Genomic DNA, 11,918 nt, shown 5'->3' with positions numbered 1-11,918 from the left:
TGTACTTCAGTTCCTTACTTGGCAGCGTTGTTGATGGAGGTTTCGGCGGCAGCGATCACTGCCTCGGTGGTGATGCCGAATTCCGAGTACAGCTTCTTGTAATCGGCGGAAGCGCCGAAGTGATCCAGCGAAATGATTTCGCCGTGCGCGCCGACCAGCTCGCGCCAGCCCTGGGCCACGCCGGCTTCAACCGAAACGCGGGCGGTGATCGCAGCGGGCAGGACCTCTTCGCGGTAGGCAGCATCCTGCTTGGCGAACCATTCCAGCGAAGGCAGGGATACCACGCGGGCAGCGATGTTCTTGGCTGCCAGTGCTTCACGGGCCTCAACGGCCAGCTCAACCTCGGAACCGGTAGCCAGCAAGATGACATCCGGGGTGGTCTCTGCGCCGTCGCGGACGGCTTCGGCCAGGATGTAGCCGCCCTTCAGGGTGCCTTCTGCGCCGCGGAAGCCGGTGGCCGCGCGGTCGTAGATTGGCAGGTTCTGGCGGGAAAGCACGATGCCCGATGGGGTATCGGTCAATTGCAGCATGCCGCGCCATGCGTAGGCGACCTCGTTGGCATCCGCTGGGCGGACCACATCGAAGTTCGGGATGATGCGCAGGCTAGCGAGCTGCTCCACTGGCTGGTGGGTCGGGCCGTCTTCGCCCAGGCCGATGGAGTCGTGGGTCCATACGAAGATCGACGGGACGCCCATCAGTGCGGCCAAGCGGATGGCCGGACGCTGGTAGTCGGAGAAGATCAGGAAGGTGCCGGAGAACGCGCGGGTCGGGCTGGAGAGCACGATGCCGTTGACGATCGACGCGGCGGCGTGCTCGCGGATGCCGAAGTGCAGCACACGGCCGTACGGGCTGGCCGACCAGGAATCGGTGGAGCGGCGCTCGGGAGCGAAGGACTTCGCGGTCTCGATGGTGGTGTTGTTCGAACCGGCCAGGTCGGCGGAGCCGCCCCAGAGTTCTGGCAGCTCATCGGCGATCGCGTTGATGACCTTGCCCGACGCGGCGCGGGTGGCCATGGTGGAACCAGGCTCGAAGACAGGAAGCTTCTCGGTCCAGCCTTCTGGCAGCTCGCCAGCCTGCAGCCGCTCCAGCAGGGCGGCCTCTTCCGGGTTTGCAGATTTCCAGGCGTTGAATGTCTCGTTCCACGAGGCGTGCAGCTGCGCACCGCGGGTGACGATCTCGCGGGCGTGAGCCAGCACGTCATCTTCGATCTGGAAGTTCTTCTCCGGGTCGAAGCCCAGAACCTTCTTCAGGCCGGCAACTTCCTCGGCACCCAGCTTGGAGCCGTGGATGCCGCCGGTGTTCTGCTTGGTTGGCGAAGGCCAGCCGATGATGGTGCGCAGCGAGATGATCGATGGGCGCGAGGTTTCGGCCTTGGCTGCGCGGATTGCTGCATCCAGTGCAGCCATGTCCTCGACGTATTCGCCGGTGACGGTCCAGTCAACGCGCTGGGTGTGCCAGCCGTAGGACGCGTAGCGGCCCAGCACGTCTTCGGTGAAGGCGATGTCGGTGTCGTTCTCGATGGAGATCTTGTTGTCATCGTAGATCACAACAAGGTTGCCCAGTTCCTGGTGGCCGGCCAACGAGGAAGCCTCGGAGGTGACGCCCTCCTGCAGGTCGCCATCGGAAGCGATGACGTACACGGTGTGGTCGAATGGGCTGGTGCCGGCTTCGGCGGCAGGATCCAGCAGGCCACGCATGCGGCGCTGGGAGTAGGCGAAGCCAACGGCGGAGGCCAGGCCCTGGCCCAGTGGGCCGGTGGTAATCTCAACGCCGGCGGTGTGGCCGAACTCAGGGTGGCCCGGGGTCTTGGCGCCCCAGGTACGTAGTGCTTCGATGTCTTCCATCTCCAAGCCGTAGCCGGAGAGGAACAGCTGCAGGTACAAAGTCAGCGAGGTGTGTCCGGGGGAGAGCACGAAGCGGTCGCGGCCGATCCAGTTAGGATCCTTCGGATCATGGCGCAGGTGCTTCTGGAAAATCAAGTAGGCGGCCGGAGCCAAGCTCATTGCGGTACCGGGGTGGCCATTGCCAACTTTTTCGACGGCGTCGGCTGCCAGGACACGGGTGGTGTCGATGGCCTTACGATCCAACTCGGTCAGTGAGAATTCTTCTACTAAGGATTCAGTCGCCACAGCGGCGTTCCTTCCATTCAGGCTTGGACGGGAGATGCCTCCCGCTGACACGCAATACGCCGTCGCCTCCCCATGCCTCCGATATTGCTTAAGTTAGAGGAATGCAGGTCGCGACGGCGCAATCATCGTCAACTCTATCGCGAAACGGCGTCTTCGGGCGCTGGATTTAGCAAGATGACACATAATTATTCGGTTTGCGCAGGGGCGCGATCCGATGTGACCTTTCATGCCTTGGCCTGAGCCAAGCGCTCAGTCATTCTGCGCAATGGTGTACAGGTCGTTGCAGGTGTGTCCCGGATGGCTGTCTACCCGGAGTTGCTGACGCGTTGTTCTGGAGAGGTGTACAAAAATTAATCTTGTTTCCAGGTTGCTTACCGCTTGTGGAATTTGTCCTGATCTTGTGGGTGCCAAGAATATCTGACGTCTATTAAAGGCCAAGGTCCTGTGGCCGCTGCCTCAGAGGTTGCCGCCTGTGCAAGTGGCCGGTGCGTGAACGGGCGGGGCTCTTGGCCCCCGCCTGCTGAACTGGAGGTAAACGCAGTTTTGATTGAAGGGTCAGCCCGGATAGCCGATTGGAACGCCGGAGATCGATCAGAGCGCCCATCGGGTGCGGCGCTTGGTGCGTAGCCGGTTTGGGCATTGCAGCTATTTAAACAATTGAGCCAAATCACCTTTTTTGAATGTGATCCTCTCCGTGGGGAGTTTCAATCAATTTCTATCCAGCGTAGAATGAATGTGTCTGTCTTGTACCCGTGAAGAACTGAGTGCGTTTAATTGAAGACTCAAAGTGTCGCCGGAGCATCAGTGCCACGCGCATCACGTCAGCCTGATGAAACTGCCGGCGACTTTCTGAAGCGCAAGGCCAACGCGTATGTGGCGTTGACGAAGCCTCGCGTTATCGAGTTGCTGCTAGTGAGCACCCTTCCGACCATGATCTTCGCCGAGCGGGGCTTTCCTTCCGTCTGGCTGATGATTTCCACCCTCGTTGGTGGAGCTATGGCCGCGGGCGCATCCGGAGCATTCAACTGCTATATCGATCGCGATATGGACAAGTTGATGAAGCGTACCAAGGGGCGCCCTTTGGTGACTGGTGACCTGACCCCGAAGGAAGCCTTGGTCTTCTCTTGGGCTCTGGCAATCGCATCCTTGGTGATTCTCTGGGTTGGCACGAATCCGCTGACGACCGCGTTGGGCCTGGCGGCCATTCTGCTCTACGTGGTGTTCTACACTTTGATCCTCAAGCGCCGGACGGCTCAGAATATTGTGTGGGGTGGCATCGCCGGCTGCATGCCTGTACTGATTGCTTGGGCTGCAGTGACCAACACAATTGAGTGGCCAGCGATCATCCTCTTCCTGGTGATCTTCCTCTGGACACCGCCCCATTACTGGCCGCTGTCCATGAAGTACGCGGATGACTACAACGCGGCTTCGGTGCCAATGCTTGGCGCGATCGCCAACGCCCGCCGCGTTTCGGTGCAGGTCGTGCTCTATGCCTGGGCCACCGTCGTTTGCTCGATGCTGTTGGTTCCACTGGGCGGCGCCGGCATCGTGTATACCGCAATCGCGGGCGGCGCAGGTTTGTGGTTCGTCTACGAGTCTCACGTGCTTTACCGCGAGGCGCAGAACGACCACAAGCCGGCTGAGATCAACCGCAAGGCCATGAAGGTCTTCCACATCTCCATCACCTACTTGTCGATCGTGTTCTTGGCATTGGCCATTGATCCGTTCGTGGGCAGCCCGTTGTTCGGTTGAGTTCAACTCCGCAACGAAGCTTCACAAGCGCCTTGCTTGAAACCCAAATTCGTTTGGATTCCAAGCAAGGCGCTTTTCTTTAGCTTATGCACGCCGGTCTCTAGAGTATTGGATGCATCAGGGCCATTCGTTCAACCGGAGCAGAAACTGGGTCCTTTGATAATTCTGGCTTAGGCGACGCAACTCCCGGTTGTGCCTGTCCAGCACCAAAGATGTCATTACCCGCCATTCACTTGGGTGCTGCCGACCTCTACGCGCTCGGTTCCAAAACGGACAGTGATGAATGCGGCACGGAACTTGCTGAAACCTTTGATCTCCTGGAGGATAACTCCGTTGCGGGAGCTCGTATTCTTTGATTGCGGCAATGATCAACAGCGGATTGCTGGATACCCGCCGCTCGATGAACTCACCGCCAGAGGCACGAGATTTCTCTGAAGTCCATCAAGCTATCAGGCGAGAAATGTGGCAAGGTCAGGGTAGCGGTATAGGTTATCGAAGACGGCGAGGCTTTGGCAGCAGAGCGCTGTGAAAAAGAAGGACGGGAGCAGCAAGTCGAGGATGGCGTGCGGTTGCCGGTTTGATGAAGCGAGAATGCAGTTGCAAGCTGATTCGAATTGCCAGGGGCACCAGCTTGCTTTCGATGGCGGAGATCTTGGGTGCGGGTCGTTTGCTGAGCGGAGCTGCCTACCTATAGGACTCACTGGATTGATGGGGTCGTAGACCCCGGAACAACAAGAAGCTGGTTAAAGCGATTCGGGGGTTGCCGTGCACTTTGAGTGCAGGGCAACCCCCGAACCGTTTACGCAGAATGCTATGAAGCGATGACCCTGTATCCCGGAAGGATAGCGGCCCGGTCCCAGACGTTGGCAGAAGCTGAGAGCAACAAGCTGGCGCCGAGCATGTGAGAGAGAACCAGGGCAACCGGCAGGCCATTGAAGTGCTGGATGTATCCGATCGCTGCCTGAATCGCGATAGCGGCCACGAGCCACCAAATGGCGTTGCGAAGCTGGCTGTTTCCGCCCTGCTTGTAGGCCAGGATGAGAACAACAACGGTGGCGGCGACCAGCAAGTACACCGGAGCTGTGTGCAGCCGGGTCACGAACAGTGGATCGAACAGGTGACGAGGAGCATCGGCATCACCGGCGTGCGGTCCGGTGCCAGTTACGACAGTTCCGAACGCGACAGCGAGCAGCGAGAAGATCCATGCGGCAAATGAAATCTGGCCGATGGACTTGGTGCTCCGCGGAATCTCCCGGCTTTTCAGTTCCTTGGCCGTACGGTTGACCTGGAACGTGGCCATGATGACCAGAGCCCCGGAAATCAGGAAATGCACCGACACAACCCAGGCATTCAGGCCAGTCCATACGGTGATGGCGCCGACAAGGGCCTGAAGTGCGATGCCGGCGAGCAAGCCGACGGCCAGTTTGTACAAGGTACGGTGCGTCGGGCGCATCTTCCAGATGGAGACCAGGAAAGCAACGGCGATAACCAGCAGGACGAAGGTCAGCAGGCGGTTGCCGAACTCGATGATGCCGTGGATACCCATTTCCGGAACAGGAGTCATCGAGCCGGGGACGCAGTTGGGCCAATGAGAGCAACCGAGTCCCGACTCGGTAAGCCTTACGGCCCCTCCGGTGACGATAATGCCAATCTGCGAGATCAAGGATGCGATCGCCAGACCATGCACGAGGCGGTTTACCTTCGTGGGCAACTTATCGGCCCAGCTCTGTTTGGCTTGGACTGAAGTCAAGGAAATCTCCCTCTTGGAATTGAGTGGTGGTTAGCTCCATTTGAACAGCTTGATGGCTGCAAAGGAGCCGGCTGCTGCCCAAAGGATCAAGAAGATCAGTCCAGCGATGCTGAACTGGCCATGGATGAGGGCATCGCGTAAGGCATCGCCCAGCGCTGCCGAAGGCAGTGCATTCAGCGTCGGCTGTGCCCAATCTGGGGCCATGCTCAATGGATACAGGACACCGCCGGCGCCGGCCAGCAGGATCCAGGCAAGGTTGGTGATGGCCAACGTCGCTTCAGGGCGAACGGTGCCAGCAATGAGCAGGCCCAGCGCGGTAAACGCCGCTACACCCAAGAGCAGGAAGAGGATGCCCGGGAGGATTCCCCAGGGGTTCGGATGCCAATCCAGGAACAGCAGCGCGACTGAGCAGATCAAGACGACCTGGATCAACAAGACGGACAGCACTGCAATGACTTTGCCGAAAATCAGTCCGGTTTTTCCCAATGGGGTCGTTGAGAACATGGTCAGCACGCCGTAGCGGCGGTCAAAACCTGTCCCGATTCCCTGTCCGGTGAAAGCCGTTGAAATGACGCACAGGGCGAGCACGCCGGGTACAGCTGCATCAATGCTTCGGTCGGCCACGTCATTGACGAGATCGGTGAGGGTAAGCACGAACAGCGCAATGAGCGGCATGACAACAGCGAGAATGAGTTGCTCGCCATTGCTGAGCATCTGGATGGATTCGTATCTGCCTTGGTTCAGGATTCTGCGCAGTGGCGAGGCGGCATTGGAGCGCGTGAGTGCTTGGCTCATGCTTTTTCCTCCTTGATCGCGATTTCGAGGAAAACGTCTTCGAGGCTTCGAGACTGGAGATTAAGCTCGATTGGCAAGATGCTTTCCTTCAGCCACCACTGCGTGAGCCAATTCAAGTGTTCGGGGGAGTTGACCCCGTCGAGGCGGTACTGGCCGGAGGCGGTTTCTTGCAGACGCAATCCTGCTGGCGGTTCAGGCAGCCGCAGGCCAGCTGGGGCCGAGAAGGAGACCGGGCGGGTGTCCTGGTCTTCTGCAGCGCGGGCAGTCAGCTCTGCAACGGTGCCCTGCGCCACGGTACTGCCCTTGTCGATGATGTAGACATAGTCGCTGAGGCGTTGTGCGTCGTCCATGAGATGGGTCGTCAAGATGATGGCCTTGCCAGCATCGCGAAGTTCGGCAATGAGGTCGAAAACCACCTGGCGCGACTGCGGGTCCAATCCGGCGCTTGGCTCATCGAGGAAAAGCACTTCCGGATCTCCGGCCAACGCGACTGCCAATGCGACGCGCTGTTTCTGGCCGCCGGATAGGCGCCGGATCGTGCGGGTGCCGAATGACTCGAGATCAAGGCGTGTGATTAGCGTATCAATGTCAATGGGCTTCTGATAGAGGGATGCGACATGCCGCAAGAGCGGAATCGGGCGCATTGACGGAGGCAAACCGCCGTCCTGGAGCATGACGCCGACGCGGGAGCGCAATTCGGGGTTGTCGCCGAAGGGATTCTGGCCCAGGAGTTCGACTGTGCCGCCTTCGGGCTGAAGCAGCCCCTGGGCACAGGACAGAGTCGTGGACTTGCCGGCTCCGTTAGCTCCTAAAAGCGTGGTGACCTGACCGGGAAAAGCTTTTAGGGACACCGACTCCAGGACTCGCAGCATGCGATTGTCCAAGGCGGGGACTGGACCTAAATCTTTGGCCAGCTCGTTGATGACGAGGCTGGGGGATACAGAAGACACTAGAACATTCTACGACATGTCGAACTGGCTGAGTTGAGTGGTTGGTCACCAAGCCTCGAGTTCCGCTTGAGGGGGCGAGACAATGGGAGTGCAAGAGGTTTGAGGCAGGCAACGCCCTAGTCGGGCTAGCTTGCCCTTAGTAAGTCCTTCCTTACTAGACCTAGAGTAAAAATTTACGCATGATTGTGTTGTGTATTCATCAAATTCAGAATCAGCTAGTGGCTCCGCTGCCGCGACGGTTGGCGCAGTTGGGGATACCGAGGAGCGCACGCGTGACCGCGTCCTATACGCAGTATTAGAGGACGGACCGGTCAGTGCCGCCGAGCTTGGAAACAAACTGGGCTTCACGCCTGCTGCGGTCCGCCGCCACCTGGACGCGCTCTCGAAATCGGGACTCGTCGAGGTAAAACTGGTAGCCAACCAGAAGACCGGTGCTGGACGCCCGTCTCGCCGCTACGTGCTTTCGCACCGCGGTCAGACGAAGCTGGGAAACGACTACTTGGAGATCGCTTCCGATGCATTGAAGATGCTCGGGGATGCGGCTGGCGAGGACGCGATTCGCAAGTTTGCGCGTAATCGATTCGCATCCATGGAGCAGCGGTACGCCAAAGCACTGGTCGGCGTTGAAGGTTTGGAAGCACGAGCCGAAGTGTTGGGCAACCTGCTCAGTGCCGATGGATTCGTCGGATACACCCGAAAAGTGGATACCAAAGTGGCATCTGCTCTGATGCATAGCGTGCAGCTATGCCAGGGGCACTGCCCGATACAAGACTTGGCACGAGAGTTTCCGGTGTTTTGCGACATGGAAACTGAAATGTTCGCCCGCTTGCTGGGCGTCGACGTTCGACGACTGTCGACACTGGCCGGCGGAGGACACGTGTGCACGACCCACATCCCTGTGGGGCGTGAAAAGGCGCCAATGCGCGCCGAGAAGAGAACTCGAATTCAGTTCACGAAGCAGGAGAGGCCGCGATGACGGATCAGATTGCACAGGAGTCTGCCGACCCGGGTGTAATTTCCGAGATTCTGGAGAAGAACCCCGAACTCCACGGAATCGGCAATTACGAGTACGGCTGGTCAGATAAGAACGACGCGGGTGCAAATGCGCGCCGTGGCGTTGACAAGGACGTAGTGGCGAATATTTCTGCCCTGAAGTCCGAGCCAGAATGGATGCTGGAGCGTCGCCAGAAGGCGCTGAAGTACTTCGATCGCAAGCCAATGCCTACCTGGGGTCCAGACCTCTCGGGTATTGATTTCGACAACATCAAGTACTTCGTGCGTTCCACCGAGAAGCAGGCAACCTCGTGGGAAGATCTTCCAGAAGACATCAAGAACACCTACGACAAACTGGGCATCCCCGAGGCTGAAAAGCAGCGCCTGGTTTCCGGTGTTGCCGCCCAGTACGAGTCCGAGGTCGTCTACCACCAGCTGCGTGAGGATCTTGAAGCACAGGGCGTCATCTTCCTTGACACCGATACCGGTCTGAAGGAACACCCGGAGATTTTCCAGGAGTACTTCGGCTCGGTCATTCCAGCAGGCGACAACAAGTTCGCTTCGCTGAACACCGCCGTATGGTCCGGCGGCTCGTTCGTGTACGTCCCGAAGGGCGTCCACGTGGAAATCCCGCTGCAGGCTTACTTCCGTATCAACACGGAAAACATGGGCCAGTTCGAACGTACCCTGATCATCGCCGATGAGGGCTCGTACGTCCACTACATCGAGGGTTGCACCGCGCCGATCTACCAGTCGGACTCGCTGCACTCGGCTGTTGTGGAAATCATCGTGAAGAAGAACGCCCGCGTTCGCTACACGACGATCCAGAACTGGTCCAACAACGTGTACAACCTGGTGACCAAGCGTGCTATCTGTGAAGAAGGCGCCACCATGGAATGGGTCGATGGCAACATCGGCTCAAAGGTCACCATGAAGTACCCGGCTGTCTACCTGGTGGGCGAGCACGCCAAGGGCGAGACCCTGTCCATCGCCTTCGCCGGTGAAGGCCAGCACCAGGACACCGGATCCAAGATGGTCCACATTGCACCGAACACCTCCTCGGCAATTGTTGCCAAGTCGGTAGCCCGCAATGGCGGCCGTTCGGCCTACCGCGGCCTGGTACAGGTCCAGGAAGGCGCCAAGGGCACCAAGAACTCGGTGGTCTGCGACGCATTGCTGGTTGACCAGATCTCGCGTTCGGATACCTACCCATACATCGACGTCCGCGAGGACGACGTGACCATGGGCCACGAGGCAACGGTTTCGCGCGTGTCCGAGGAACAGCTGTTCTACCTGCAGTCCCGCGGCCTGGCCGAGGACGAGGCCATGGCAATGATCGTGCGCGGCTTCGTCGAGCCAATTGCACGCGAGCTGCCAATGGAGTACGCGCTGGAACTGAACCGCCTTATTGAACTTCAGATGGAAGGATCGGTCGGCTAAGAATGTCGGAGACCACCACCCATATCCCAGAAGAGAAGGCGCGCATCGGCGCACCATCGATTCCTGGTTTCACCGAAGAGGGCGAAGACCTTTCGCCGATCAACGACAACGGCGGCTCGCCGCTGGCTGGCGCCTCCACCAAGGCGCACAGCCATGGCGGCGGCGTTGGCGTTCCGGATTCGTCGCGTGCTGGTCGACTGACCAGCACCAACGTTGATGATTTCGCCAAGCTGACCGGCCGTGAAGAGGACTGGCGCTTCACTCCGCTCAAGCGCCTCAAGGGCCTGCATGCCGATGAGCTCACCGGCGCAGCTCCGAAGATCGAGCTGACCGGCAACGACATCGCCAAGCTGTCGGTTGTTGCAGCTGACGATGCCCTGAACGGCGTTGCGCACACCCCGGATGACCGCGTGTCGGCAAACGCCTGGAAGTACGCTTCCGAGACCCACGTGGTTACCATCCCGAAGAATGCCGAGGGTGCCAAGGCAACTCTGCGCATCACCGGCGAGTCGCTGTCAGCAGCGGCTCAGCACGTGATCGTTGTCGCCGAGGAGAACTCCGAAGCTACCGTCGTGCTGGATCACGTAGGTTCGGCAGTGCTGGCCCAGAACGTCGAGTTCGACGTCCAGGCCAACGCACGTCTGACCGTGATCTCGCTGCAGGCTTGGGAAGATGACGCAGTCCACGCGTCCTCGCAGCAGGCACTGGTTGCAGCTGGCGCTTCCTTCAAGCACATCGCCGTGTCCTTCGGTGGCGATCTGGTTCGTGTGAACCCATCGGCCCGCTTCACCGGCGAACGCGCTGAGATCGAGCTGTACGGCCTGTACTTCGCTGATGCCGGCCAGCACCTGGAGCACCGCCTGTTCGTGGACCACGCTGTGGCCAACTGCAAGTCGAACGTGTTGTACAAGGGTGCATTGCAGGGCAAGGACGCGCACACCGTCTGGGTTGGCGATGTGCTGATCCAGAAGGCTGCTGTCGGCACCGACTCCTACGAAGCAAACCGCAACCTGGTTCTGACCGATGGCGCCCGCGCCGATTCGGTTCCAAACCTGGAAATCGAAACCGGCTTGATCGATGGTGCTGGCCACGCATCGACCACCGGCCGCTTCGACGACGAGCACCTCTTCTACCTGATGGCTCGCGGTATCGATGAAAAGACCGCTCGCCGCCTGGTAGTGCGCGGATTCCTGAACGAAATTGTTCAGCAGATTGGCGATGAGGCTCTGCAGGAGCGTCTGACCGAAACCATCGAAGAAGAATTGGCTGCAACTAGCAACTAGTTAGTGCCTGCTTCACCAGCTTTTTAGCCTTAGCGCTTTTTAGAAAGAAACGGAACGACGTATGTCTACTCTGGAAATCAAGGACCTGCACGTCTCGATTGACACCGAGCAGGGCGAGAAGGAAATTCTCAAGGGTGTAACCCTGACCATCAAGACCGGCGAAACCCACGCAATCATGGGCCCCAACGGCTCGGGCAAGTCGACCCTGGCATCGACCATCGCTGGCCACCCGCGCTACAACGTCACCTCCGGCTCCATCACCCTCGACGGTGAAGATGTCCTGGAGATGAGCGTTGACGAGCGTGCAAAGGCTGGACTGTTCCTGGCTATGCAGTACCCGGTCGAGGTGCCAGGCGTAACCATGACCAACTTCCTGCGTACCGCAAAAACCGCAATCGACGGCGAAGCTCCTAAGCTGCGTACCTGGACCAAGGACGTCAAGGAAGCGATGACCAAGCTGAAGATCGATGCCGACTTCGCGCAGCGCAACGTGAACGAAGGCTTCTCCGGTGGTGAGAAGAAGCGTGTCGAAATCCTGCAGCTGGAACTGTTCAAGCCTAAGTTCGCAGTGCTGGACGAGACCGACTCAGGCCTGGATGTCGACGCTCTGAAGGTTGTCTCCGAGGGCGTCAACCGCGCGCAGGCCGAGAACGAGATGGGCACCCTGCTGATCACCCACTACACCCGCATTCTGCGCTACATCAAGCCAGAGTTCGTGCACGTGTTCGTTGACGGCAAGGTAGCCGAAGAGGGCGGCCCAGAGCTGGCTGACCGTCTGGAAGAAGAAGGCTACGACCGTTACCTGAACGTCAAGGCCTAAGGGTAC

Annotated in this window: 9 protein-coding genes; 5 read left to right on the top strand and 4 right to left on the bottom strand. The window is 59.2% G+C overall.

The genetic code is table 11. The features are described 5' to 3' along the window. Positions 1–14 precede the first annotated feature (14 nt). Entirely contained in the window at positions 15–2,129 is a 2,115-nt protein-coding gene (tkt, locus tag ACLQ8T_RS09635) for a transketolase (protein WP_204722332.1), read from the bottom strand. Positions 2,130–2,933: 804 nt separating this feature from the next. On the opposite strand from tkt, the gene ACLQ8T_RS09630 reads away from it, so the two are divergent. Next, positions 2,934–3,881 (top strand): heme o synthase, encoded by a 948-nt coding sequence (locus ACLQ8T_RS09630; RefSeq protein ID WP_052253674.1) that lies wholly within the window; start codon positions 2,934–2,936, stop codon positions 3,879–3,881. A gap of 811 nt (positions 3,882–4,692) precedes the next feature. Here the strand turns inward: ACLQ8T_RS09630 and ACLQ8T_RS09625 are convergent. The 3 genes from ACLQ8T_RS09625 to ACLQ8T_RS09615 form a co-directional block, all read right to left on the bottom strand. After that, positions 4,693–5,568: a COX15/CtaA family protein gene (locus ACLQ8T_RS09625; protein WP_255314483.1), complete on the bottom strand. Its 876-nt coding sequence runs from the start codon at positions 5,566–5,568 to the stop codon at positions 4,693–4,695. Positions 5,569–5,661: 93 nt separating this feature from the next. Next, positions 5,662–6,426, bottom strand: coding sequence for an ABC transporter permease (locus ACLQ8T_RS09620; protein ID WP_204722331.1), 765 nt, complete (start codon positions 6,424–6,426; stop codon positions 5,662–5,664). Next, positions 6,423–7,376, bottom strand: coding sequence for an ATP-binding cassette domain-containing protein (locus ACLQ8T_RS09615; protein ID WP_204722330.1), 954 nt, complete (start codon positions 7,374–7,376; stop codon positions 6,423–6,425). Before ACLQ8T_RS09615 ends, ACLQ8T_RS09620 begins: the two co-directional genes overlap by 4 nt. A 190-nt stretch (positions 7,377–7,566) precedes the next feature. Here ACLQ8T_RS09615 and ACLQ8T_RS09610 point away from each other — a divergent pair, with 190 nt between their 5' ends. The 4 genes from ACLQ8T_RS09610 to sufC all read left to right on the top strand — a co-directional run bounded on the left by ACLQ8T_RS09610 (position 7,567) and on the right by sufC (position 11,912). Further along, the gene (locus ACLQ8T_RS09610; RefSeq protein WP_204722329.1) at positions 7,567–8,352 is read left to right on the top strand and encodes a helix-turn-helix domain-containing protein; all 786 of its coding nucleotides are present in this window, start codon (positions 7,567–7,569) and stop codon (positions 8,350–8,352) included. Then, entirely contained in the window at positions 8,349–9,809 is a 1,461-nt protein-coding gene (gene sufB / locus ACLQ8T_RS09605; RefSeq protein WP_038990787.1) for a Fe-S cluster assembly protein SufB, read from the top strand. The genes ACLQ8T_RS09610 and sufB overlap by 4 nt, the downstream gene beginning before the upstream one ends. Positions 9,810–9,811: 2 nt before the next feature. Then, a complete protein-coding gene (gene sufD / locus ACLQ8T_RS09600; protein ID WP_413454520.1) occupies positions 9,812–11,092 on the top strand; it encodes a Fe-S cluster assembly protein SufD in 1,281 nt (426 codons plus the stop codon). Between the two features lie 61 nt (positions 11,093–11,153). Next, the gene (gene sufC / locus ACLQ8T_RS09595) at positions 11,154–11,912 is read left to right on the top strand and encodes a Fe-S cluster assembly ATPase SufC (RefSeq protein ID WP_038990788.1); all 759 of its coding nucleotides are present in this window, start codon (positions 11,154–11,156) and stop codon (positions 11,910–11,912) included. The last annotated feature ends 6 nt before the right edge of the window (positions 11,913–11,918 follow it).

Source organism: Glutamicibacter sp. FR1 (genome assembly GCF_047300825.1).
Lineage (GTDB): Bacteria > Actinomycetota > Actinomycetes > Actinomycetales > Micrococcaceae > Glutamicibacter > Glutamicibacter nicotianae.
Note: the sequence above shows the minus strand (reverse complement) of the source record. Positions and strands in the feature narration are given on the sequence as shown.

Coding starts and splice junctions, on each gene's coding strand:
- ACLQ8T_RS09620 (WP_204722331.1), bottom strand. CDS start 6,426: ATGAGCCAAGCACTCACGCGCTCCAATGCCGCCTCGCCACTGCGCAGA.
- sufB (WP_038990787.1), top strand. CDS start 8,349: ATGACGGATCAGATTGCACAGGAGTCTGCCGACCCGGGTGTAATTTCC.
- sufD (WP_413454520.1), top strand. CDS start 9,812: ATGTCGGAGACCACCACCCATATCCCAGAAGAGAAGGCGCGCATCGGC.
- sufC (WP_038990788.1), top strand. CDS start 11,154: ATGTCTACTCTGGAAATCAAGGACCTGCACGTCTCGATTGACACCGAG.